At 66.2% G+C, this 24928-nt stretch carries 20 protein-coding genes; 13 read left to right on the top strand and 7 right to left on the bottom strand.

Features of this window, described 5'->3' with window-relative positions; genetic code table 11:
• Positions 1-4 precede the first annotated feature (4 nt).
• From WH265_RS20530 to WH265_RS20515, 4 genes are all read right to left on the bottom strand, one after another.
• On the bottom strand, positions 5-1768 hold the full coding sequence (locus WH265_RS20530; protein ID WP_021029041.1) for an ABC transporter permease subunit: 1764 nt from the start codon (positions 1766-1768) through the stop codon (positions 5-7).
• A complete protein-coding gene (locus WH265_RS20525; protein WP_339559496.1) occupies positions 1765-2859 on the bottom strand; it encodes an ABC transporter ATP-binding protein in 1095 nt (364 codons plus the stop codon). The genes WH265_RS20530 and WH265_RS20525 overlap by 4 nt, the downstream gene beginning before the upstream one ends.
• A 148-nt stretch (positions 2860-3007) precedes the next feature.
• Positions 3008-4084 (bottom strand): ABC transporter substrate-binding protein, encoded by a 1077-nt coding sequence (locus tag WH265_RS20520; protein WP_021029043.1) that lies wholly within the window; start codon positions 4082-4084, stop codon positions 3008-3010.
• Between the two features lie 50 nt (positions 4085-4134).
• A complete protein-coding gene (locus tag WH265_RS20515; protein WP_339559495.1) occupies positions 4135-5565 on the bottom strand; it encodes an FAD-binding oxidoreductase in 1431 nt (476 codons plus the stop codon).
• Between the two features lie 321 nt (positions 5566-5886).
• Here WH265_RS20515 and WH265_RS20510 point away from each other — a divergent pair, with 321 nt between their 5' ends.
• Positions 5887-7101, top strand: coding sequence for an ABC transporter substrate-binding protein (locus tag WH265_RS20510; protein WP_339559494.1), 1215 nt, complete (start codon positions 5887-5889; stop codon positions 7099-7101).
• A gap of 111 nt (positions 7102-7212) precedes the next feature.
• Positions 7213-9114: an ABC transporter permease gene (locus WH265_RS20505; RefSeq protein ID WP_339559493.1), complete on the top strand. Its 1902-nt coding sequence runs from the start codon at positions 7213-7215 to the stop codon at positions 9112-9114.
• A gap of 49 nt (positions 9115-9163) precedes the next feature.
• Here WH265_RS20505 and WH265_RS20500 read toward each other — a convergent pair whose 3' ends face one another.
• The 3 genes from WH265_RS20500 to WH265_RS20490 form a co-directional block, all read right to left on the bottom strand.
• The gene (locus tag WH265_RS20500) at positions 9164-9511 is read right to left on the bottom strand and encodes a signal protein (protein ID WP_445228560.1); all 348 of its coding nucleotides are present in this window, start codon (positions 9509-9511) and stop codon (positions 9164-9166) included.
• Positions 9512-9654: 143 nt separating this feature from the next.
• Complete coding sequence (locus WH265_RS20495; RefSeq protein ID WP_339559492.1) at positions 9655-11250, bottom strand: DUF3482 domain-containing protein; 1596 nt, start codon at positions 11248-11250, stop codon at positions 9655-9657.
• Positions 11251-11272: 22 nt separating this feature from the next.
• Positions 11273-12802, bottom strand: a complete 1530-nt coding sequence (locus WH265_RS20490) for a DUF2868 domain-containing protein (protein WP_339559491.1) — start codon at positions 12800-12802, stop codon at positions 11273-11275.
• A gap of 102 nt (positions 12803-12904) precedes the next feature.
• On the opposite strand from WH265_RS20490, the gene trpB reads away from it, so the two are divergent.
• From trpB to WH265_RS20435, 11 genes are all read left to right on the top strand, one after another.
• Positions 12905-14104 (top strand): tryptophan synthase subunit beta, encoded by a 1200-nt coding sequence (gene trpB, locus WH265_RS20485; protein ID WP_445228559.1) that lies wholly within the window; start codon positions 12905-12907, stop codon positions 14102-14104.
• 193 nt (positions 14105-14297) lie between these two features.
• A complete protein-coding gene (locus WH265_RS20480) occupies positions 14298-15299 on the top strand; it encodes a LysR family transcriptional regulator (protein WP_339559489.1) in 1002 nt (333 codons plus the stop codon).
• 11 nt (positions 15300-15310) lie between these two features.
• A complete protein-coding gene (locus WH265_RS20475; protein WP_339559488.1) occupies positions 15311-16798 on the top strand; it encodes an NAD(P)/FAD-dependent oxidoreductase in 1488 nt (495 codons plus the stop codon).
• A complete protein-coding gene (locus WH265_RS20470; protein WP_312988447.1) occupies positions 16795-17769 on the top strand; it encodes an ABC transporter permease in 975 nt (324 codons plus the stop codon). The genes WH265_RS20475 and WH265_RS20470 overlap by 4 nt, the downstream gene beginning before the upstream one ends.
• On the top strand, positions 17766-18716 hold the full coding sequence (locus WH265_RS20465) for an ABC transporter permease (protein ID WP_339559487.1): 951 nt from the start codon (positions 17766-17768) through the stop codon (positions 18714-18716). The genes WH265_RS20470 and WH265_RS20465 overlap by 4 nt, the downstream gene beginning before the upstream one ends.
• Positions 18713-19732 (top strand): ABC transporter ATP-binding protein, encoded by a 1020-nt coding sequence (locus WH265_RS20460; RefSeq protein WP_339559486.1) that lies wholly within the window; start codon positions 18713-18715, stop codon positions 19730-19732. Before WH265_RS20465 ends, WH265_RS20460 begins: the two co-directional genes overlap by 4 nt.
• 8 nt (positions 19733-19740) lie before the next feature.
• Positions 19741-20769, top strand: coding sequence for an ABC transporter ATP-binding protein (locus WH265_RS20455; protein WP_339559485.1), 1029 nt, complete (start codon positions 19741-19743; stop codon positions 20767-20769).
• A 71-nt stretch (positions 20770-20840) separates the two neighbouring features.
• A complete protein-coding gene (locus WH265_RS20450; RefSeq protein ID WP_339559484.1) occupies positions 20841-22409 on the top strand; it encodes an ABC transporter substrate-binding protein in 1569 nt (522 codons plus the stop codon).
• Positions 22409-23716 carry an acyl-CoA thioesterase/bile acid-CoA:amino acid N-acyltransferase family protein gene (locus WH265_RS20445; protein WP_339559483.1) on the top strand — a complete coding sequence of 436 codons (1308 nt, stop codon included), beginning with the start codon at positions 22409-22411 and terminating at the stop codon, positions 23714-23716. Before WH265_RS20450 ends, WH265_RS20445 begins: the two co-directional genes overlap by 1 nt.
• A gap of 16 nt (positions 23717-23732) precedes the next feature.
• Positions 23733-24251 carry a CMD domain protein gene (locus WH265_RS20440; protein ID WP_339559482.1) on the top strand — a complete coding sequence of 173 codons (519 nt, stop codon included), beginning with the start codon at positions 23733-23735 and terminating at the stop codon, positions 24249-24251.
• A complete protein-coding gene (locus tag WH265_RS20435) occupies positions 24248-24859 on the top strand; it encodes a peroxidase-related enzyme (protein ID WP_133856802.1) in 612 nt (203 codons plus the stop codon). The genes WH265_RS20440 and WH265_RS20435 overlap by 4 nt, the downstream gene beginning before the upstream one ends.
• Positions 24860-24928: the final 69 nt, after the last annotated feature.

Here is a 24928-nt window from a genome sequence, read left to right as displayed (position 1 = left end):
TTCATCAATTCAAAGAAGCGGCGGAGCGGCGACGCAGCCAGTCCGCACAGGTGATCAAAATGCCAATGAAGGCGAACAGGCAGGTCGAGACGGCGGCAATCACCGGCGAGATCTGCAGGGTCACTTCATCCCAGAACTGCTTGGGCAGGGTGGAGCTCAGGCCCCCGGAGGCAAACAGCGAGATGGTCAGCTCGTCAAACGAGGTGGCAAAGGCAAACAGGAAGGACGATGTCAGGCCGGCGGCAATGATCGGGAAGGTCACGTAGCGCAAGGTCTGCCAGGGGCGCGCGCCCAGGCTCTGGGCGGCCATGTCCAGGCGCGTGTCGTAGTTGCGCAGCACGGCCATCATGGTCATCACCACATAGGGGATGGCGATGACGGTATGCCCCAGCACCAGACCCAGCGAGGTGCCCACCAGGCCCACCTTGGAGAAGAAATAGAACATGCCCACGGCAATGATCATGCGCGGGATGATCAGCGGCGACAGCACAAAGGCCAGCAGCAAGGCCTTGCCGCGCATCTGGCCGCGCACCAGCAAGAAGGCCACCGGCGTGCCCACGGCCATGGCCGCCAGCGCGGCAAAGAAGCCCACGACAAAGCTGCGCACCGTGGCATTGATCCACAGCGGCGAGGCCAGCATGTCCTGGTAGTGCTGCAGGGTAAAGCCCTGGGGCGGCCAGTTCAGGCCCGACTTGTCGGCAAAAGAGATCGGGATCATCAGCAGTGCAGGCACGCTCAGGAACACCAAGAGGGCCACCACACTGGCGCGCAGCACGAAGGAATCCCCCTGCTGCAGATCGCGTTTGCGCGAGCGCGGCACCAGCGCAATCAGCCGGTCGCTGATGCTGCCGAGCAAGCCCAGCACCATCTCGGACAGCTGGCGCATGAAACCGCTGCTGTGGTTGCTCTTGTCCGACTGTGCGCCCGTCATCGTCGACAGACCCAGCACCTTGTCATAGATCGCAAACACGATCAGCACGACGACCAGCAGCAGCACCGAGATGGCGCCGGCAAAGCCCCAGTTCATCACCTGCATCACCTGCTCGATGATCAGCTGGGTGATCATGGTCTCCTTGCGGCCGCCCAGCAGCTGGGGCACGATGAAAAAGCCCACGGCGGTGACAAAGACCATGATGGCGCCCGCAGCCACGCCGGGCATGGACAGCGGAAAGTAGACGCGCCAGAACGCCGTGCCCGGGCGCGCACCCAAGGTGAGCGCGGCGCGCGGCAGGTTGCGGTCGATGTTCTCCATCACCGAGAGCATGGTCAGCACGGCCAGCGGCATCAGCGCATGGACCATGCCCACGAGCACGGCGCCAAAGCTGTAGAGCATGTTCGACGGCGCATCCTGCAGGCCCAGCGCCAGCAGCAGCTGGTTGGCCAGGCCATTGCGGCCCAGCACGACGATCCAGGCGAAGGCGCGCACCAGAAAGCTGGTCCAGAACGACAGCAGAATCCAGAACACCCAGCGGCTTTTCTTGTCCTTTTGCAGCGACGAGACCAGGTAGGCAATCGGGTAGCCGCCGACGATGGACAAGAGCGCCGTGACCAGCGAGATCTTCAAGGTGATCCACATGGTGTCCAGATACACCGAGGAACTGAACAGCTGGCTGTAGTTGTTCCACTTGAAGCTGCCATCGCTGTAGATGCTCAGCAGCAGCAACTGGCCCACCGGGTAGACCAGCAGCACCAGAAACAGCATGACCAGCGGTGCGGCCATCATCAGCGGCCTCACCCAGGCGGCACGGGGGGTGGCGGCGCTGTTCATGCGGGCTCCGGCACGGCCACGGCGTCGCTGCTGGACCAGCCAAAGTCCAGGGTGCTGCCCAGCGCGTGGTCATGCTTGGCGATGGAGGTCGGGAAGGACAGCACCACCGGCTCGCTGCTAAGCGCTGGCGCCTTCAGGTAGAGCTTGGTGAGGCTGCCGGTGATCATCGTATCGAGCAGCTGGCCGCTGAAGCGCTCGCTGGCGCCCTGGGCCGCCGCAGCGGCGGCCATGTTCTGCGGGCGCACCATCACGCAGACCTTGGCGCCGGTGGTGAGTGGCTGGTCGGCCGAGGCCAGCAGCTCGGTGTTGGTGCCGGTCAGCGCGACGCGGGCCTGCCCGCCCTGGCTGGACACCACCGTGCCCTTGAACAGATTGCTCTCACCCAGAAAATCGGCCACAAACGGCGTGCGCGGGCGGAAGTACAGGTCTGCGGGCGAGCCCAGCTGCTCGATGCGGCCGCCGTTCATCAGGCAGATGCGGTCCGACATGGTCATCGCCTCTTCCTGGTCGTGGGTCACATAGACGATGGTGGTGCCGGCTTCGCGGTGGATGCGCTTGATCTCCAGCTGCATGTGTTCGCGCAGCTTCTTGTCCAGCGCGCCCAGGGGCTCATCCATCAGCACGATCGAGGGCTTGTAGACCAGGCAGCGCGCCAGCGCAATGCGCTGCTGCTGGCCGCCCGACAACTCTTTGGGAAAGCGCTGCGCCACATGGGGCAGGTGCACCAGCTCCAGCGCCTCCATGGCGCGCTTCATCGCGGTGGCGCGGTCCAGCTTGCGCATCTTCAGCGGAAAGGCGATGTTCTCGGCAATCGTCATGTGCGGGAACAGCGCATAGTTCTGGAACACCATGCCGATGTCGCGCTCATAGGGCGCGCCATAGGTCACATCCTTGCCATTGATCAGCAGCTGGCCGCCATCGGGCACGGACAGGCCGGCGATCATGCTCAGCAAGGTGGTCTTGCCCGAGCCCGAAGGGCCCAGCAAGGTCAGGAACTCGCCTTCGGGCACTTCCAGGTTGGTGGGGTGCAGCGCGACAAAGGAGCCGTAGCGCTTGGTCAGGCCCGCAATCGACAGTTTTATATTCTTCATTTCAATCTTCTCCATTGCACCGGGGTGCAACGAATGAACCAACGGAGGCTCTGCAAAACCCTCGCCCGGGGCAGGGAGCTTTGCAGAGACTCCCACATGCCTGCAGCGGCGTGCCGCTGCAGGCTTCGTCATCGCTGGCGGGTAGCGCTTACTTGAGCACCCAGCCGTTGAACTTCTCGATCACCGCAGCCTGGTTGGCCACCCAGTACTTGGCATCGATCTGCACGCCGTTCTTGATGTTGTCGGGATAGGTGGGCGATTCCTTGGCCAGCTCGGGCTTGATGAACTTGAAGGCTTCTGGCTGGGTGACGCCGGCGGCAAAGTACTGGGTCAGCGAGGCCATGCGCTGGGGCTCGGACGCGAACTTGATGAACTCGCGGCAGGCGTCGGCATTGGGCGTGCCCGCCAGGATGGACCAGCTGTCCACGCCCCAGATGTTCTGGTTCCAGACGATGCCGATCTTGGCGCCATCGGCATTGGCCGACTGCGGGCGCGACACCCAGGTGGCGATCATGTCGACTTCGCCGGACTTGAGCATCTGCTCGACCTGGGCGCCGGAGTTCCACCAGACATCGATCTTGGGCTTGATCTCATCGAGGGCCTTGAAGGCGCGGTCCAGATCCAGCGGGTACAGCTGCGCAGCAGACACGCCCGAGGCCATCGCGGCCTGCTCCAGCGTGTCGAACGGGTGCTTGCGGATGCCACGGCGGCCGGGGAAGTCCTTGACGTTCCAGAAATCGGCCCAGGATTTGGGTGCGGCGCGGCCCTTGAAGGCCTCTTCGCGGTAGGCCAGCACGGTGCTGTAGACATTGGTGCCCACGCCGTAGGGCGACATGTATTGCGCCGGGATGGTCTTGACGAAGGGGTCGTTTTCCAGGCCGTGCTTTTCCAGCAGCACCTTGCCGCCTTCGGTCAGCAGCAGGATGGCGGGCTGGCTGATCTTGGCCATGTCCCAGGTGTAGTTCTTGGTCTCGACCATGCTGCGGATCTGCGCCACAGGCTCGGCCGTTGCCTGTACCCCCACCACTTCGATGCCGGTCTTCTGCGTGAAAGGCTTGTAGTACACCGCGCCGTAGGCCTTGGTGTAGATGCCGCCGTCATCACGCACCACGATACGCTTGGACGTGGCACGGGCATAACGCAGTACGGCAGGTGCAGCAATCAGGCCTGCGCCAGCCACGGCCGCCTTCAGTGCGGTGCGACGGGAGGTAGTGATCTCAGTCATAAAGTGTCCTTTCGAAGGAAGAGGCAGGGGAAGTCAAGGGAGGGGAGGGATCAGGGGGCGGGCGGCAGCAGGCGCCCGGGGTTGAAGCGCTGCTGCGGATCGATGGCGCGCTTGATGGCCTGCATCAGATCGAGCTCGACGGCGGGCTTGAACAGCGCCATCTCGTCGGTCAGCACCTGGCCGATGCCATGCTCGGCGCTGAAGGTGCCTGCCAGCGCGCAGGCCACTTCGTTGACGGCCTGCTTGACGCGGTGCGAGAGCTGGTCCTGCTCAGCGGGCGAGAGTGCCTGCCACTGCGCAAACTGCAGCTGCGGGATGAAGTGCACATTGCCGTCGCCCAGGTGGGCCACGATGATGATGGGCGCGCCCGGCACAATGCCGTGCGCCGCAGCCGTTGCCTGGCTGATGAAGGCCGGGATGGCCGACAGCGGCACGGCCGGGTCGGTGTTGATGCCGATGCCGGCCTTCTTGTTGCCTTCGGAGACGCTGTGGCGCACCTCCCACCAGTCGGCCTGTTGCTTGCCGTTGGTGGCGATGGCCGCATCCAGCAGCAGGCCCTCTTCGGCAGCAGCCGACAGCGTCTCTTCGAGCGCAGCGGACAGCAGCGCCTCGTCGCAGGTGTCGGTCAGCTCCACCAGCACATGCCAGGGGTAGCTGGGGCTGAGCGGCGCGCGCCGGTCGGCCACATGGTTCAGCACAATGTTCAGCTGCACATCGTTGAGCATCTCAAAGGCCGACAGCGAGGCGCTGCAGCGGCTCTGGAAACGGGCCAGCATGTCGATCGCCGCCTGGGGCGACTCCACCGCCAGCCAGGCCATCGCCCGCGCCGTGGGCAGCGGGTGGAGCTTGAGCGTGGCGCCGGTGATGATGCCCAAAGTGCCTTCGGAGCCAATGAACAAATGCTTGAGATCAAAGCCGGTGTTGTTCTTGCGCAGGCCGTAGAGCCCTTCCCAGATGCGGCCATCGGGCAGCACCACTTCGAGGCCCAGCACGTTCTCGCGGGTATTGCCATAGCGCAGCACCCCCGTGCCGCCGGCATTGGTCGCGATATTGCCGCCGATCTGGCAGGAGCCTTCGGCGCCCAGGCTCACCGGGTAGAGCCGCCCATGGCTGCGGGCGGTCTCCTGCACGGTCTGCAGCACGCAGCCGGCATCGACCACCATCGAGTTGTTGGCCGGATCGACCGCGCGCACCTGGCGCATGCGCCCCAGGTTGATGACCACGGTCTCGGGCAGATCGGCGCGCGGAATCGCGCCTTCGCAGAGGCTGGTATTGCCGCCCTGGGCCACCACCGGCACCTGCGCTGCATGGCAGAGCCGGACCACCTCCGCCACCTGCGCCGTCGTCGACGGGAACAGCACGCACTGGGCCTGGCCCTGGTAGCGGCCGCGCCAGTCGGTCACATGGCCGGCCAGGTCCTGCTGGCTGCGGAGAACTGCGCTATCACCAAGCAACGCGATGAAGGTCTGAATCAATGCCATATGCCCACGGGTCCAAAGTCTGGGAGAGAGGAACCGATGATGGCTAATTCTTAATAAGATTAGTATTAGATGAAATACGAATACATGTGATCGAATGGCAATTAGTCAAAAGATCTGGCTAGGGCGCCGCAGGCAGCAAAACCCATCGCACCAAGCGGTCAAAACCTGATCGGCATCCGCACCGGCAGCCGCGTCCAGATCTGCATGCGGGCAGCCCTTTGCAGGCCCGGACGTTCACAGCGCGCGGAAGCCGTCACAATAGCGGCCTGAATGTCAGCGCCTGCCTCCGCTGTGGGGCCGGTCTCACCTGGAGACTTTTGCATGCCTATTTCTGCCCGCACCCCTCTGTTGTCCCGCACGGCCAGTGCGCTGCTGCTCGCTGGCCTGGGGGCCTCGGCTGCCCAGGCGGCCGGTGTCATCAAGATCGGTGAGATCAACAGCTACAAGAACCAGCCCGCGTTTTTGGAGCCCTACAAGCGCGGCATGGAGCTGGCGGTGGACGAGGTCAATCGCGCAGGCGGCGTGAACGGCAAGAAGCTCGAGCTGATCACGCGCGACGACAATGCCAACCCGGGCGATACCGTGCGCGTGGCTGAGGAGCTGATCGCGCGCGAAAAGGTCGATGTGCTGGCCGGCGGCTTTCTGTCGAACACCGGCATGGCGCTGACCGACTTTGCCAAGCAACGCAAGTTCTTCTACCTGGCCACCGAGCCGCTGACGGACAAGATGGTCTGGAGCAACGGCAATGCCTACACCTTCCGCCTGCGCCCTTCGACCTATATGCAGGTGTCGATGCTGGTCGAAGAGGCGCTCAAGCTCAAGAAAAAGCGCTGGGCCCTGGTCTACCCCAACTACGAGTACGGCCAGTCGTCGGTCGCCACCTTCAAGGCGCAGATGAAGGCGGCGCAGCCCGATGTGGAGTTTGTCACCGAGCAGGCCACCGTGCTGGGCAAGGTCGATGCCGGCAGCGTCGTGCAGGCGCTGGCCGATGCCAAGCCCGATGCGATCTTCAACGTGCTGTTTGCCACCGACCTAACCAAGTTTGTGCGCGAAGGCAATACGCGCGGCCTGTTCAAGGACCGCGAGGTCGTCAGCGTGCTGAGCGGCGAGCCCGAGTACCTCGACACCTTGAAGGCCGAAACGCCCAATGGCTGGATCGTCACCGGCTACCCGGTGCACAGCCTGAAGACGCCCGAGCACAAGGCCTTTTTTGACGCCTACCAGGCCAAGTACAAGGACTACCCGCGCCAGGGCTCGGTCGTTGGCTATGCCGGTATCAAGTCGCTGGCCGAGGGCATCAAGAAGGCCGGCAGCACCGACACCGAGGCGCTGATCAAGGCCTTTGAAGGCCTGCAGGTCGTGTCGCCGTTTGGCCCGATCACCTGGCGCGCGCAGGACCACCAATCGACCATGGGCGCCTATGTGGGCAAGCTCAAGAACGTGGGCGGTAAGGGCGAGCTGGTGGACTATGTCTACCGCGATGGCAAGGACTACCTGCCCAGCGACGACGAAGTGCGCAAGATGCGTCCGCAGTAAGCTGATGGAACGCTGCCTGGCCCCCGCAAGCGCCGCAGGTCGGTGGGCGCGCATGCCCCGATGGCTGGGGCGCCAGAGCGGCCAGGCATGGCGACAAGCGCAGGGAGGCGCATGAGTTTTTCCGGTCTGCTGGTGCAACTGCTCAATGGCCTGGCCGGCGCCTCGTCGCTGTTCCTGGTGGCCGCCGGGCTGTCGCTGATTTTCGGCGTCTGCCGCATCGTCAACTTTGCGCACGGCTCCTTCTACATGGTGGGCCTGTATGCGGCCTATGCGCTGGCCGAGGCCATGGCACCGCTGGGCGGTGGCTGGGGTTTCTGGCTGTCGCTGCCGCTGTCGGCCATCGCCGTCGGCCTGCTGGGCGGCGTGGTCGAGGTGCTGCTGCTGCGCCGCGTCTACAAGGCGCCCGAGCTGTTTCAGCTGCTCGCCACCTTTGCGCTGGTGCTGGTGATCAAGGATGCGGTGCTGTGGCTGTGCGGGCCCGATGAGCTGCTGGGCCCGCGCGCGCCGGGGCTGGGCGGCGCGGTCGATATCCTGGGCCGTGCCTTTCCAAGCTATGACCTGTTCTTGATCGCGGTGGGCCCCCTGGTGCTGGGCGCCACCTGGCTGCTGCTGCACCGCAGCCGCTTTGGCATGCTGGTGCGCGCGGCCACGCAGGACCGCGAAATGGTCGGTGCGCTGGGCGTGCGCCAGGCCTGGCTGTTCACCGCGGTGTTTGCGCTGGGGGCCGCCTTGGCCGGGTTGGGCGGCGCGCTGCAGCTGCCGCGCGAGCCGGCGACCCTGGAGCTTGATCTGCAGACCATTGGCTCGGCCTTTGTCGTGGTGGTGGTCGGCGGCATGGGGTCGCTCACCGGCGCCTTTGTCGCGGCACTGTTGGTGTCCACCGTCAAGGCGCTGTGCATCTGGCTGGGCGTGGTGCAGATCGCCGGCATCGACATCGCGTTTCCGCAGCTCACCTTGGTGGCGGACTTTTTGGTGATGGCCGTGGTGCTGGTGCTGCGCCCCTGGGGCCTGCTGGGCAAGCCGCAGGCCGCGAGCCGCAGCCATGGCCTGCGCGAGCAGCCGCTGCGCGCGCCCCCGCCTGCGTTGAAGGCCGTGGGCGCCGCCGTGCTGCTGGCCTTGCTGGCGCTGCCCTGGGCGGTGGATGCGCAGTCCTACACCCTGGTGCTGATGGTGGACCTGGTCATTGCCGCGTTGTTTGCCACCAGCCTGCATTTCTTGATGGGACCGGCGGGCCTGCATTCCTTTGGCCATGCGGCCTTTTTTGGCCTGGGGGCTTACGGCGCTGCGCTGCTGCTGAATGCGGCCGGCCTGCCGATGCTGTGGGCGCTGTTGCTGGCGCCGCTGCTGGCGGCCTTGGGCGGCCTGCTGACGGGCTGGTTTGCGGTGCGGCTGACGGGCGTGTATTTCTCGATGCTGACCCTGGCCTTTGCGCAGATCATCTGGGCCACCACCTTCCAGTGGGATTCGGTCACCGGCGGCAGCAATGGCCTCACGGGTGTCTGGCCGGTGGCCTGGCTGGAGGACAAGCGCTGGTTCTACCTGCTGACCCTGCTGCTGGCCACCGCCAGCGTGCTGGCGCTGTGGCGGGTGCTGTATGCGCCGCTGGGCTATGCGCTGCGTGCCAGCCGCGATGCACCGCTGCGTGCCGAGGCCATCGGCATTGCGGTGGCACGGGTGCAGTGGATGGGCTTTGTGCTGGCCGCCTCGGTGGCCGGGCTGGCGGGCGCCTTGTTTGCGTTCTCCAAGGGCAGCATCTCGCCCGAGACCATGTCGGTGGCCAAGTCGGTCGATGGCCTGGTCATGGTGCTGCTGGGCGGTGTGCAGACCTTGGTCGGCCCGATTCTGGGCGCCTTCAGCTTTACCTGGCTGCATGACGCCGTGGCGCGCAACACCGATTACTGGCGTGCCACCTTGGGCGCGGTGATTCTGCTGCTGGTGCTGCTGTTCCCCCAGGGCATTGCCGGTTATGGCAAGCGCTGGTGGCAGTGGCTTGCGCAGCGCCGGGCAGCGTAAAAAACCCTGCGGGTTTGCGCAGGGTCGGGGTGGTGCGGGACGGCGCCGATCAGCTGTTGCAGGCCTTGCTGCCCTTGGCCGGTTGGATGCCCTTGGCTTTCGCATCCGCCACCGTCATGTACTCGCCTTGCTTGGTGGTGCCGTAGTAGCGGTCACCTTGGCAGTGGTAGATCTTGGAGCTGGTATTGGCCCAGACCTTGCCGGCACCGCCGCCAGGGGCCGGGGTTTTGGCCTTGTCGGCAGCGGCCGCTGGCGCTGCGGGGGCCGCCGGCGCGGCCTTGGCGGCGGGGGCTGGTTTGGCGGCCGGTGCCGTACCCGCTGCCGGTGTTTGGGCAAAAACGGCCGCTGTGCTGCACAGGGCGATACCGCTGATCCAGGCTTTCCAGGTGTTGCGCATAAAACTCTCCTGTCCTTGAGTTGCTGGGATGCCTGGCTTGCTGGGCCATGGCATCTCCATGCTGCGACGGGCCTTTGCAAAAAACAAGCGGGTCAATGCGGATCGGTGTTTTTTATCGCCAATAATTTTGTAATTGCTTGTTTTTATTGATTATTCGCATCAGCATTGACCGTCGGTCGATCCATGTCGGGGTAGAGGCGGCCAAGCGCCTGGTGCAGGCATTCGCCCAGCTGCAGCTGCAGCGCCTGCAAGTGGGCCGCGCGTGCCTCGTCGCTCAAACCGGCATCGGCGGCCAGGCTGCCCAGCGCCTTCCACTGCTGCTGCCACTGCGTGGCGCGGTGCTGCACGGCGGTCTGCACCGCCTCGCTCCACTGCGCCGGTGCACTGGGGCTGGTGTAGCGCCCGCGCCCCCGGCCAAAGTGCGAGATCACCAGGTACTTGAGCAGCAACTGGCCGGTCAAGGCGCTCAGGTACTCGGGCGAGAGGTGAAAGCGCTGGGCCTGCTGGTCAAACATCTTGTTGGCGCTCCAGGCAGCACCGGCAAAGGTGACGGCGCCCACCAAAGCGCCCACCAGCGCGCCTGCGCCCAAGGTCATGCCACCGGCCACCATATCGGCGCCCAGGCCGGTCGCAGCGCCGGCCGTGAGCGCACCCCAGAGGCTGGCCGTCTGCGGGTCCAGCGGTGTGCTGGTTTTCAGGTGGTCCTTGAGCTGCTGCTGGATCTGGCTGGCCGCCTGGCCATCGAGCTGGTGCAGCGCCAGCAGGGCCTGGGTGCTGGCCAGGTCGGCCTGCTGCAGGGATTGGGTCAGGCGCTGCATCGCGGCGGTCTGCTCGGGGCTGAGCTCGGCGCCCTCAGCGCCGCTGCCGCGGATGGCCTGCGCAACCGAGCCGCTCACCTTGCTCCAGGCGCGCTGCCAGAGCTTGTTGTCGCTGGCCTGCACGGTCTCCTGCGCGGTGGCCGCCAGCAGCAGCTGCTCGGCCAGGGCCTGCAGGCTGGCCGCTTCGCGCGCTTGCTGGCGCTGCGCGCGGGTTTGCAAGAGGCGCTGGTAGGCCGGCTGCTTGGCATCGGGCAGCAGCGGTGCGATGGACTGCATCACCTGCTTTTCGTGCCACCAGCTGCGTGTGAAGGCATCGAGCACCTGCACCGAACGCACGGTGCCGGCAAACTCGGCCGTCGCCGCGCGCCAGCGCTGCAGGTCTGCAGCGGTTTGCGCGGCTGTGGTGTCGCTGCCGATCTGGTTGAGCAGCACCAGCACGGGCTTGTCCATCCACTGCAGGATGCGCATCTCGCTGGCCCAGTAACCGGCGTCGGCCGGGTCTTCGGCGGCATTGACCAGGTAGAGCATCACATCGGCATGGTCACGCGCGGCCTGCAAGGCGCGCTGGCTCATGTAGAAGGGTTTGTCGCGCCAGCGGTCCCAGACATTGGACAGAAACCAGCCCAGTGGGTTGCCCTGCTGCTTCAAGCGGTTGTAGAGCCGCACCGAATCGCCAAAACCCGGTGTGTCCCAGAGCCAGAGCTCATCGCCCTGTTCGGTGCGCTGCAGCAGGTAGCGCTGCGACTGGCTGGTGACATGGGCGGCGTCCTGCACTTCGCCAATGTCCTCGGCCACCAGGGTGCGGGCCAGCGTGGTCTTGCCGATATTGGTGTGCGACAGCAGGCACCAGGCGATGGTCTGGTCGTTGGCCGCATCCGCTGCCTGCGGCACGGCGGTGGGGAGTGGGGGGGCGTTCGTCATCTCGGTCATCGTGCGGGTCTCGTCAGGTGCCGGTGGTGATCAGCTGGGCGTTGAAGCCGTGCTGCTGGGCAAACTCCTGCCACAGCGCTTCGCGCTCCTGCAGGCGGCGCGGGGCGCCGGCATTGCGCGCGGCAAAGTCACTGGCCCAGAGCCAGAGCTGGCCGTTGGCGCCAAAGCGGCTGCGCAGCTGGGCCAGCAGCTCGCCATGCACCTCGGCCTCGGGCGTGGCTGACAGGTTGATGAGCGCAATGGCCTGCGCAGCGGGCGCGATATCGACGGCCGGCAGCGCAGCGCCATAGGCGAGGGTCGGCAGCCAGTCGACATGGGCGCCGGCGCCATAGAGGCCGATGGCATGGTGGTCGATCGCCGCGCGGCGCTCGGGCGTCACATCGATGCTGAACGGCAGCAGCACCAGGCGCGTGGCCAGGCCGCCAAAGTCGCGCTGCAGGCGGGCAAAGTAGGCCTGGTTCAGCGGCAGCTGCAGGTGCTGGCGGCGCCAGCGCACGCGCAGCCCCTGCCACAGCGCCAGCAGCAGACGCGGTACCACCACGGTGGCGCCCAGCAAGGCGGTATAGGCCCAGACCCAGCGCTCTCCAACATAGGACACGGGCGCGCTCAGCACACCCGGCTGCGGCGCCTGGGCTGCTGCCGATGGGTACTGCGCCGGCATGCTGCTGGTCACCCAGCCTTGCAGCGCCTGGATGTCGGCCAGGCTCCAGGGCGTCGTCCACTGCAGCCATTGGGTGGGGGCGAACAGGAGGTTGAGCCAGTGCTGCACCTGCGGGGCCGACAGGAAGGTGCTCTCCCAGCCGACCTGGTATTCCTTGGTGAGGCCCGTGAGCCAGAGCGAGGCCAGTGCGCCCACGGCGACGAGCGCAGCGCCCAGGTGCAGCCACAGCAGCCATTGCGCATTGCGCACCCCTTCGCTGGCTTGCCACCAGTTGCGCTCAAAGCGCAGCGCCATCTTGCGCAGGCCGCTGCCGCGCAGTGCGGGCATGGCCTTGCCACGCAGCCGGGCCATCCAGCCCGGGTGTTCATCGGAAACGGAAGCGCTGGGGGCTGCGCCACCAGCGGCCAGCTGCGCAGGCTCCCAGGGCGCCACGCGCGCTGGCTGGCGCCGTGCCAGGCGCAGCAGACTGCGCACCAGCAGCACCGCATACATCAGCAGGTTCCACAGCACGATGCCCATCAGCGACAGCGACAGCAGATCGACCCGGTGCGGGTCGGTAATGCGGTGGCTGGCAAAGCCAAAACACAGCGCCAGCAGGCCGATGGCCAGCGGTGCCCAGCGCGCCAGGCCCGGGGCATGCTGCCACAGCTGGCGCACATCAGCGGGCAGCTGGCTGGCCTGGATGATGCGCTTGGCGCGCAGCTGCAGAAACTGGGCAAAGGCGGCCTGGCCGGCCTTGCCACCCAGCGCGGGCTTGCCCAGGGTGTGCAGCACCTCCTGCGTGATGGCCTCGCAGCGCGCAGCGCTGGGCAGGGCCTCGTGGGGCGGTGAGGTTTCGATGGCATGGGCCAGGGCGATATCACGAACGGCGTCAGCTTTCATGGCAGCTATTGTGGCATCGGGAAAACCTGCAAGGTTTTGCCCGGACTGCTGTGGTATCAACAAGGCTTTGCCATCACAGAGATAAAGCAGCCTATGACAACAATGATGAACTTTGCTGAGATGCCCGATGCCAACGGTTTCTTTGGTGACTATGGTGGCCAGCTGGTGCCCCCGCACCTGAAAAAGGCGATGGACGATATCGCACAGGCCTACGAGCAGATCGTGCAGCGCCAGGATTTCCAGGACGAGCTCCAGCAGCTGTTCCAGGACTATGTGGGCCGCCCCAGCCCGATCTTCCATGCCAAGCGACTCTCGGAACAGCTGGGCGGCGCGCAGATCCATTTGAAGCGCGAAGACCTCAACCACACGGGGGCCCACAAGATCAACCACTGCCTGGGCGAGGCGCTGCTGGCCAAGTTCATGGGCAAGACCAAGGTGATTGCCGAGACGGGCGCCGGCCAGCATGGCGTGGCCTTGGCGACGGCCTGCGCGCTGGTGGGCATCCCCTGCGAGATCCACATGGGCCAGGTCGATATCGAGAAGGAGCACCCCAACGTCACCAAGATGCGCATCCTGGGCTGCAAGCTGGTGCCGGTGAGCTTTGGCCAGGCGACTCTGAAGGAGGCGGTCGACAGCGCGTTTGAGGAGTACCTCAAGGACCCGACGAACTACCTGTATGCGATTGGCTCGGTGGTGGGGCCGCACCCGTTTCCGAAGATGGTGCGCGACTTCCAGTCCATCGTCGGGCGCGAGGCGCGTGAGCAGTTCCAGACCCGGCACGGCAAGCTGCCCGACTATGTGGCGGCCTGCGTGGGCGGGGGCTCCAATGCGATGGGCATCTTCACGGCCTTTCTGCCCGATGCCGGTGTGAAGCTGGTGGGTGTGGAGCCTGCGGGCGAGGGCGTGGACCAGCCGGGCAAGCATGCCGCCACCTTGTCGGTGGGCAAGCCCGGTGCCATCCATGGCATGAAATGCTATGTGCTGGAGAACGCCGATGGCAGCCCCGCGGCCGTGCATTCCATCGCCTCGGGTCTGGACTACCCTGGTGTCGGCCCGCAGCACAGCTACTTGAAGGACCTGGGCCGGGTCGACTACCAGGCCGTGGATGACCAGGCCTGCCTCAACGCCTTTATGACCCTGTCGCGGGTCGAGGGCATCATCCCGGCGCTGGAAAGCGCCCATGCCGTCGCCTGGGCCATGGGTATCGCGCCGCAGCTGGACAAGGGGGTGAACATCCTCGTCAACCTCTCGGGCCGGGGTGACAAGGACGCCGATTATGTGGCCAAGAAGCTGGGGCTCTGAGCGAGTTTTAAGCTAAAAGCAGCCGGAAACGGCTGCCACACAGGGAGCACATGCTCCCTTTTTTGCGTCTGCAGGGCGGCTGGCGCGCCCCCGCGTACTCGGGTAAATACGCTTCTGCTATTTGGATATGTGTATTTAGTATTTGTAGATCGCATACTCAATAGTTCAGAATGCGTTTTTCGCATCAAATACCATGGAACTTCGCCAGCTTGAGGCCTTTGCGGCTGTCATCTCCACCGGCAGCGTGACGGCCGCCGGCCGCATGCTGGGCCGCTCGCAGCCGGCGATCAGCCGCCTGGTGCAGGAGCTGGAGCAGGAGATTGGTTACGCGCTGTTCAGCCGCAATGGCCCGCGCATTACGCCCAATGAACAAGGCTTTCTGCTGTACGAGGATGTGGCCCATGCGCTGCACAGCCTGCAGCAGATCCGCCAGCGCGCCCGCGAGATTGCAGGCGGCAGCCAGCGCCCGCTGAACCTGCTGGCCACGCCGGCGCTGGCTGCGGGCCTGGTGCCTGCGGCGCTGGCGCGGCTCGAAGGCGCGATGGCGCAAAGCATCTCGCACATCCAGCTGCGTAGCGCCTCGCCCGAGCAGGTGGCGCAAGGCGTGCTGACGGGTGCCGCCCAACTGGGCGTGAGCAGCCTGCCGCTGGAGCACCGGGGCCTGCAGGTGCACTGGATTGGTCGCGCGCCCTGCGTGGCGGTGCTGCCCGAAGGCGATCCCCTGGCCGCGCTGGACGTGGTGCCACTGCTGGCGCTGGCCGAGCGCCGCATCATCACCATGGCCAACCCCTACCGGCTGCGCGGGCGCCTGGATGAGGCCTTTGCCGCCGCCCGCCCTGGCGCGCAGCCGGGCGAGACCCAGTTCATGGAAACCAATGCCTCGGTCAACGCGATGGCCGCCGTGCGCGCGGGCCTGGGCGTGTCGGTGCTGGAGCCGGTGACGGCACTGGGCCTGCCCTTGCAAGGTGTGGTGGTGCGCCCGCTCGATACCGAGATCCCCTTTTTGTTTGGCGTGGTCAGCCAGCAGGCCACGCCTTGCACGCCGGCGATGGATGCGCTGTGCCAGGCCTTGACCGAGGTGGCGCAGGCGCTGCTGCCTGGCTTTGTACTGCATGACGCACGCGCCCACGCCGCGCTGCTGGAAGAAATGCTGCCCGAGGGCCAGCGGCCCGCTGCGGGCACACCAGAATTTTGAGAGAACCACGCATGAACGACGAACGCTTACTGCCGCCCCAGGGGCTGGCCGCACTCGAAGCCCGGGTGCGCCAGGACCTGGCCTGGCTGGACCTGCCCGCCAAGGACTGGCTGCCCGAAACCGCGCTGGAGGGAGAGCCGGTGCTGCCCGTTGCCATCATCGGCGGCGGCATGTCGGGCCTGGCCGCATGCGCGGCGCTGCGCTTCATGGGCGTGCCGGCCGAGATCTTTGACCAGTCGCCGGCGGGCTTTGAAGGCCCCTGGGCAACGACGGCGCGCATGGAAACGCTGCGCTCGCCCAAGCAGCTCACCGGCCCGGCGCTGGGCAAACCGGCGCTCACTTTCCGCGCCTGGTTCGAGTCGCAGTTCGGCCTGGAGGCCTGGGAGGCGCTCGACAAGATCCCGCGCCTGCAGTGGATGGACTACCTGCGCTGGTACCGCCAAGTGCTGGCGCTGCCGGTGCACAACGGCCACAAGGTGCTGGCCGTGCGCCCGCGCGGCGCCGATGGCGTGGTGCAGCTCGATCTGGAGACGCCCGGCGGCGCACGCAAGGTGCTGGCGCGCCATGTGGTGCTGGCCACCGGCCGCGACGGCCTGGGCGGCGCCTATGTGCCCGAGATGGCGCGCAGCCTGCCGCGCGACCGTTGGGCCCATTCCTCGGACAGCACCGATTACGCCCAGCTGGCCGGCCAGCGCATCGGCGTGGTGGGGGCCGGTGCCTCGGCGATGGACAGCGCCGCCACCGCGCTGGAGAGCGGCGCGGCCAGCGTCGACCTGCTGATCCGCCGCAAGGACATTCCCCGCGTCAACAAGGGCAAGGGCGCCGGCAGCCCGGGCCTGACCTATGGCCATCTGCAGCTGCCCGATGACTGGAAGTGGAAGATCCGCCACTACATCAATGTGCAGCAGGTGCCGCCACCCCGGGGCAGCACCTTGCGCGTCTCGCGCCATGCCAATGCCCGCTTCAACCTGGGCTGCGCGATCGAGCGCATGGAATGGACCGGCGACGAGATCCGCGTGCACACCTCCAAGGGCGTGTTCCACCTGGACTTTGTCGTGTTTTCCACCGGCTTTCGCATCGACTGGAATGCGCGCAGCGAGTTTGCGCCCTTTGCCGCCCATGTGCGCAACTGGGGCGACCGCTACCGCCACCCCGAGGGCGAGGACGACCAGGAGCTCTCCGATTCGCCCGACCTGGGCCCGGCCTTTGAGCTGCAGCAAAAGATTCCCGGCGCCTGCCCGGGGCTGGAGCGCATCCATGCGTTCTCCTACCCGGCCGCGCTGACGCATGGCACGGTGTCCGGCGATATTCCTGCGATCAGCGTGGGCGCCGAGCGCCTGGCCCAGGGCATCAGCAGCCGCTTGTATGCCGAAGATGTGCAGTGGCATTTCGAGAAGCTGCAGGCCTTCAGCGACCCCGAGGTGTTTGGCGATGAGTGGACACCGGCCGAACCGCCTGGCGAAGCCGCCGCACTGCTGGATAAGGCGGGCACACCATGATCGGCTGGCTGCTGCGCCGCCTTGCGCAGGCCGTGGTGGTGGTGCTGCTGATGACGGTGATCGTCTTCGTCGGCCTGCATGCCATCGGCAACCCGGTTGATATTTTGATCGGCCAGGACGTGGACCAGGTCGAGCGCGCGCGCATCATCGCCCAGCTGGGCTTTGACCAGCCGCTGTGGCGCCAGTACCTGGGCTTTGTCGGCGGCGCGCTGCAGGGCAACCTGGGCGTGAGTTTTGTCTACAACGTGCCGGCGATCGAGCTGATTTTGCAGCGCCTGCCGGCGACGCTGGAGCTGGCGGTTGCCGCCTTGGTCATCGCCGTGGTGCTGGGCGTGCCGCTGGGCCTGCTCGCCGGCCTCTACCCCGAGAGCTGGTTTTCCAAATCCATCATGGCCGGCAGCATCGTGGGCTTTTCGCTGCCCACCTTCTGGGTCGGCCTGATGCTGATCATGACCTTCAGCGTCTCGCTGGGCATGCTGCCATCAAGCGGGCGCGGCCAGACCGTAGAGTTTCTCGGCGCGCAGTGGTCGTTTCTGACCGCCGATGGCCTGCGCCACATGCTGCTGCCGGCGATCAACCTGTCGCTGTTCAAGATCTCGCTGGTGATCCGCCTGACACGCGCCGGTGTGCGGGAAGTGCTGCCGCTCGACTATGTGAAATTTGCCCGCGCCAAGGGCCTGTCGCCGCTGCGCGTGGTGGGCCTGCATGTGCTGCGCAATACGATGATTCCGCTGGTCACCGTGCTGGGCCTGGAGCTGGGCTCGACCATCGCCTTTGCGGTGGTGACCGAGAGCATCTTCTCCTGGCCGGGCGCCGGCAAGCTGATTCTGGACAGCATCAATGCGCTGGACCGTCCCGTCATCGTCTCCTACCTGGTGGTGGTGGTCTGCCTGTTTGTCACGCTCAATCTGATCGTGGATATCTTGTACAAGGTGCTCGACCCCCGCGTGCGCCTGGAGGGCGCAGCATGAGCGGCACCAATACCCCTGCTAACACCCCTGCCAACACCCCCGTAGGCACCGCCCCGGCAGCGGCGCTGCGCCAGCCTTCGCCCTGGCGCGCGCATGTGGCCGATTTTCTGGCCTCGCGCCTGGCGCTGTTTGGCCTCGTCGTCGCCGTCGTGCTGATCCTGGCAGCGCTCGTCGCGCCCTGGATCACGCCGCAGAACCCCTATGACCTGCAGCAGCTCGATGTGCTCGATGCGCGCCTGCCGCCAGGTTCGGCCAATGGGCTGGACAGCTTTCACTACCTGCTGGGCACCGATGGCCAGGGGCGCGACCTGTACTCGGCGATTCTCTACGGCCTGCGCATCAGCCTGCTGGTGGGTGTGGGCTCGGCGCTGATTGCCGGCGTGGTGGGCACCTTGCTGGGTCTGCTGGCCGCCTATGCCGGTGGCAAGACGGACACGATCATCATGCGCGTGGTGGACCTGATCCTGTCCTTCCCCTCGATCCTGGTGGCGATGATGATCCTCGCCTACCTGGGCAAGGGCGTGGGCAATGTGGTGCTGACCCTGGTGATCCTGGAATGGGCCTACTACGCCCGCACCGCACGCGGCCAGGCCCTGGTCGAGCGCCGGCGCGAGTATGTCGAGGCGGCGCGCTGCCTGGACATCCCCAACTGGCGCATCATGGTGCGCCACATCCTGCCCAACTGCCTGCCGCCGCTGATCGTGATCGGCACCCTGCAGATCGCCCGCGCGATCACCCTGGAGGCCACCCTGAGCTTTCTGGGCCTGGGCGTGCCGGTCACCGAGCCATCGCTGGGCTTGCTAATCTCCAACGGTTACCAGTTCATGCTCTCGGGCCAGTACTGGATCAGCTTCTACCCCGGCATTGCGCTCTTGGTCACCATCGTGGCGATCAACCTGGTGGGCGACCGCCTGCGCGATGTCCTGAACCCGAGGAACACCCGATGAGCAGCGTGCCCACCTTGCAGGTGCGCAATCTGCGCACCGAGTTTGCGACCCGCGCCGGCACCCTGCGCGCGGTCAACGATGTGTCCTTCACCCTGGAGCGTGGCCGCATCCTGGGCCTGGTCGGCGAGTCCGGCTCGGGCAAGTCCGTCACCGGTTTTTCCATCATGGGCCTGGTCGATGCACCGGGCCGCGTGACCGGCGGTGAGGTGCTGTTCCAGGGCCGCGACATCACCAAGATCAAGCCGCGCGAGCTGCGCCAGCTGCAGGGCAACCGCATCGCGATGATCTTCCAGGATCCGATGATGACGCTCAACCCCGTGTTGCGCGTGGACACGCAGATGATCGAAGCGGTGCGCGCCCACACCTCGGCCAGCAAGGCCCAGGCGCGTGAGCGGGCCCGCGAGACCCTGGCGATGATGGGCATTGCCAGCCCCGACGAGCGCCTGCAGGCCTACCCGCACCAGCTCTCGGGCGGCATGCGCCAGCGCGTGGCCATAGCGACTGCGATGCTGCACCAACCCGATCTGATCATTGCCGACGAGCCCACGACGGCGCTGGATGTGACCATCCAGGCGCAGATCCTGTCCGAGGTGCAAAAGCTCGCGCGCCAGCAGGGCACGGCGCTGATCTGGATCACGCATGACCTGTCGGTGGTGGCCGGTCTGGCCGACGAAGTGGCAGTCATGTATGCCGGCCGCATCGTTGAGCAGGGCGGCGTGGATGCCGTGCTCGACAGCCCGCTGCACCCCTATACCGCTGGCCTCATCGGCAGCCTGCCGGCCAACAACCGGCGCGGCAGCCGCCTGCAGCAGATTCCCGGCATGACGCCCAATATGCTGCAGCTTCCTCCCGGCTGCGCCTTTGCGGCGCGCTGCACCCGCGCCACTGCCGCCTGCCAGGCCCAGCCCGAGCAGACCGAGCCGCTGCCCGGCCGCCTGGTGCGCTGCTTTCACCCGGCGCTGACCGTAAGCTCCCCTAGCGCCGCCCCGGCACAGGGCCTGGAGGTGCGCGTATGAACGACACGATGACACATACACCCACGGTAGACAGCGCGGCAGACACCCCGGTGGTCGAGCTGCGCCAGGTCAGCAAGCGCTTTGGCGAGCAAAAGCCGGGCATCGGTGGCCGCCTGCTGCAAAGCCTGGGGCTGGAAAAGCCCCACCCGGTCACCCGCGCGGTTGACCGGGTCGATCTGCTGGTGCGCCCCGGTGAGGTGGTGGGCCTGGTGGGCGAATCCGGTTGCGGCAAGTCCACCCTGGGCCGCATCGCGGCGGGGCTGCTTCCACCGTCCGATGGCGACGTGCTGTTCTCCGGCAAGGCCATGGCCAGCCTGACGCCGGACGAGCGCCATGCCGAGCGCCTGCGCATCCAGATGATCTTCCAGGACCCGTACGCCAGCCTGAACCCGCGTCTGCGCGTGGACGAGATCGTCGGCGAGGCAGCCCGTATCCATGGCCTGGTCGACCAGGCTGGTTTTGACGACTACGTCTGTGCGCAGATGGAGCGCGCCGGGCTCGACCCGGCGCTGCGCAGCCGCTACCCGCACCAGTTCAGCGGTGGCCAGCGCCAGCGCATCGGCATTGCCCGCGCGCTGGCCGTGCAGCCCCGCATGCTGGTCTGCGACGAGGCCGTGGCCGCCCTCGATGTGTCGATCCAGGCGCAGATCCTGAACCTGTTCATGGACCTGCGCGAGCAATTGCACCTGACCTATCTGTTCATCAGCCATGACCTGGGCGTCGTCGAGCACATCTGCGACCGGGTGGTGGTGATGTACCTGGGCCGCGTGATCGAGACTGCGCCGGTCGAGGAGCTGTTTGCCCGGCCCAACCACCCCTACACCCAGGCCTTGCTGGCCGAGGTGCCCAACATGAACGCGCGCCACAAGACCTACTCGGCCATCCAGGGTGAAATCCCCAGCCCGCTCAACCCTCCCAGCGGCTGCCACTTTCATCCGCGATGTCCGCGCGCCATGCCGCGCTGCAAGGTGGAGGCACCCCAGCTCAAGGGCATCGCCATCCAGCACCAAAGCGCCTGCCATTTGAACGACGCCTGAACGCGCAGCTGAGCGCCGCCTTTTTCTCCGTATTCATTGCCCCGTTTTCACAGTTTCACCAGGAGTTCGCCATGAAACGCATCATCGTCTCTTCCCTCACCGCTGCCCTGATGGGCGCTGGCCTGGCTGCCCATGCGCAGACCTTGAACATCGGCTTTGCCGACCCGGTCTCGTCGATGGACCCCCAGCTCAACAACCACGCCGGCGACCGCTCGGTGGACCTGCACTTCTGGGATCTGCTGGTGCAGAACAACCACAACAAGCTGCAGCCTGGCCTGGCAGCAAGCTGGAAGAATCTGGACCCCAAGACCTGGGAGTTCAAGCTGCGCACCGATGTGAAGTGGCAAGACGGCAAGGCCTTCAGCGCCGAGGACGTCATCTACTCCTACCAGCGCGCCCGCGCCGTGCCCGGCAGCGTGGCCACCTTTGCCGGCTACCTGCGCACCGTCGAATCGGTCACTGCCAAGGACCCGCACACGCTGATCATCAAGACCACCATCCCCAACCCCGATCTGCCGCTGAACCTGGCCTCGGTACACATCGTCAGCAAGCATGTGGGCGAGAAGTCGGCCACCGAAGACTACAACTCGGGCAAGGCCATGGTCGGTTCGGGCCCCTACAAATGGGTGTCTTACACGCCGGGCGACCGCGTGGTGATGCAGCGCAATGAGGGCTACTGGGGTGACAAGGCCATCTGGGACAAGGTCAACTACCGCTACATCAACAATGCCGCATCGCGCACCGCCGCGCTGCTGGCCGGCGATGTGGATGTGATCGACAAGGTCTCGGTCTCAGATCTCGCGCGCCTGAAGAACGCACCCAACGTCACCGTCTACCCCTATGACGGCCTGCGCGTGATGCTGCTGCAACCCAGCTTCAACCCGGCGTCCAATGCCTTCATCACCGACAACGCTGGCAAGCCGTTGGCGAAGAACCCGCTGCTCGACCAGCGCGTGCGTGAGGCGCTGAACCTGGCGATCAACCGGGGCGCCATCGTCGACCGCATCCTGCAGGACGCGGCAACCGAGGCCAACCAGTGGATGCCCAAGAACACCTATGGCTACAACCCCGACATCAAGAACATTCCTTTTGATGCCGCCAAGGCCAAGAAGCTGCTGGCCGATGCCGGTTTCCCCGAAGGCTTCAAGCTGACCATGCATGTGCCCAACGACCGCTACCCACAAGGCCCGGAAACGGCCCAGGTGGTGGCCCAGTTCTGGACCCGCATTGGTGTGAAGACCCAGGTGGAGGTGGTGCCATGGGCCGTGTACTCGGGCCGCGCCAACAAAAACGAATATGCGATGAGCATGCTCGCCTGGGGCAATGGCACCGGTGAGGCCAGCTATGCGCTGGTGAACGTGCTGGCCACGGTCGATGCCAAGAAGGGCCTGGGCGCCTCCAACTGGGGCCACTACAGCAACCCGGCCGTGGACAAGGCGCTGACCGAATCCACCGAAGAGTTCGACATGGCCAAGCGCGAGAGCATCCTGCGCCAGTCGGCCAAGGTGGTGTCCGATGATGTGGGCATCATCCCGCTGTTCCACTACCGCAATATCTGGGCCGCGAAGAAGGGCCTGAAGGTCACCCCGTTCAGCAGCGACCGCACCACCGCCTCGATGGTGACCAAGGTGGCACCCTGATGGCCCAGCTGTCCATCACGGTTGACCAGGCGGACGCGCTGATCGATGTGGCACGCCACATCCGTATCGAAGGCGCCCAGCCCGGTGAGGCGGTGGAGGTGACTGCCGAGACCCCGCGCAGCGGCGTGCTGTGGCGCGCGCAGGCGCGCTTCATCGCCGATGCGCAGGGTGCTGTCGATCTGAACCGCGATGCGCCCGTCTCCGGCAGCTATGCCGGTGCCGATGGCATGGGCCTGGTCTGGTCGCAAAGCCCGGTGGCATCCACCAGCCGCGAGCTGTTCAACCAGCCGGTGACCGATGCGCTGCTGACGAGCTTGCAAGCCAGCGCGGGCACTGCGCAGGCGCAGGCGCGCTTGAGCCAGCAGCTCGCTGCCCCCGGCGTGACCCGCCGTGAGGTGCGCGAGGACGGCCTGGTCGGCACCCTGTACCTGCCCGCTGGCGCCGGACCGCACCCGGCGGTGATGATCGTCAACGGCTCGGGCGGCGGCATCAATGAGCCGCGCGCGGCGCTCTATGCATCGCGCGGCTATGCGGCCTTTGCGCTGGCGTATTTCAAGGCGCCGGGCCTGTCGCCCTACATCTCCAACACCCCGTTGGAGTATTTTGAAAAAGGCCTGCAATGGCTGCGCCGCACGGTGCAACCGGCGCATGACTTTGTCGCGCTCAGCGGCCAGTCACGCGGGGGGGAATTGGTGCTGCTGCTGGGGGCGACCTTTGCGCAGCAGGTATCGGCCGTGGTGGGTTATGTGCCCAGCGCCTTGGTGCACAGCGGCCAGAACGCCTGCGACCCGCAGGTGGGCCGCGAAGGCCCGACCTGGCTGCTGGGCGGCCAGCCGCTCACCCACATCTGGGAGAACAACCGCACGGCCAGCTGGGCCCCGTTTGACGAAGGCCCTGCACCCCACCGCCATGAGCGGGCGATGCGCACCGCCTTGCGCGATGCCGAGGCCGTGGCACGTGCGCGCATCCCGGTGGAGCGCATCCAGGGCCCGGTGATGCTGCTGTCGGCGACCGACGATGGCTCCTGGCCGTCGAGCGTGTACTCAAAGATGGTGCGCGACAAGCTCGCCGAAGTGCAGCACCCGCACGATGTGCAGTGGCTGGACTTTGAGCGCGCCGGCCACGCGATCCTCTTCCCCTATGTGCCGACCACGCAGCTGGTCTATGCCCACCCGGTCTCGGGCAAGGTCAGCACCGGCGGCGGCAACCCGGCCGACAACGCCCATGCCGATGCCGCGTCCTGGCAGGGCGTGCTGCAGTTTCTAGAACGCGCAGTGGCGGCCCAGGCCGGCGCTGCAAAAACATAAACCCAAGGAGTCTTGCATGTCCACATCCCCCAGCGATGACCTGATCGACCGGCTGGTCGGTCTGGCACCGGGCAGCCGCACCTATGCGGCCCGCCACCAGCGTGAAAAGGTGGTGGCCGCCACCCAGGGCAGCTACCAGGCCCTGTTTGATCCGGCGCTGCCGGGCATCAGTGTGGCCGAGCGCCTGCTGGTCGCGCTCTATGCCTGCCGCCTGACCCCTGCGCCCGAGCTGGTCGCCCACTACCGCGAACGCCTGCAGCAACTGCCGGTGGATGCCGCGCTGATCGCCGTCGCCGAGACTGGCCAGCCCCAGGACGCGCAAGACCCGCGCCTGGCGGCCATCCTGGCCTTTACCCGCACCCTGATCGAGAACCCGATCGAGGGCGACAAGGCCGCGCTGCAAACCCTGCCAGCCGCTGGCATCAGCACCCCGGCCGTTGTGGCGCTGTCGCAGCTGATCGCGTTTCTCTCCTACCAGGTCCGCCTTGTGGCCGGCCTGCAAGCCATGAAAGCATCCGAGGAGGCCACCGCATGAGCACGCCCGCCGCATTCCAACCCGCCCAGGTCATCCGCGCCCACGGCTTCACCAACGAATCGCTGGAATGGAAGGCCTGGCTGGATGTGGTCCAGCTCGACCAGGCCACGCCCGACCAGATGGCCGTGCTGGAAGAGAGCCACCCCAAGGCCAAGACCTCGGACTACTACCTGTTCCTGGTGCACCAGCCGCTGATCCTGCGCGAGCGCTCCACCGCCTTCAACGCCATCATGTATGCGCCCGGCGGCCTCTCGCGTGCCGAGCGCGAGCTGGGCTCCACGGTGGTATCGCGCATCAACGGCTGCGTCTACTGCGCCTCGGTGCATGCGCAGCGCTTTGAGCAACTGGCCAAGCGCAGCGACACCATTGCCCAGGTCTTCGAACAGCCCGCCACCGCCGGCACCACCGCGCGTGAAAAGGCCATCGTGCAGTTCTCGATCAAGATCACCGAGCAGCCCGCAGCCATCAACGCCGCCGACATCGACGCGCTCAAGGCCGAGGGCCTGAACGACGGCGAGGTGCTGGACCTGCTGCATTCGGACGCGATCTTTGCCTGGGCCAACCGCCTGATGCTGAACCTGGGCGAGCCGCTGATGCCGGAAGCCTGAAGCGGCTGTCTGCGCTGATGTGCCAACCCCCATCGCTCTTTAGAGGGCGGTGGGGGTTGTTTTTTGGGG

This window comes from Comamonas sp. MYb396 (genome assembly GCF_037479555.1).
Taxonomy (GTDB): Bacteria; Pseudomonadota; Gammaproteobacteria; order Burkholderiales; family Burkholderiaceae_C; genus Comamonas.
Note: the sequence above shows the minus strand (reverse complement) of the source record. Positions and strands in the feature narration are given on the sequence as shown.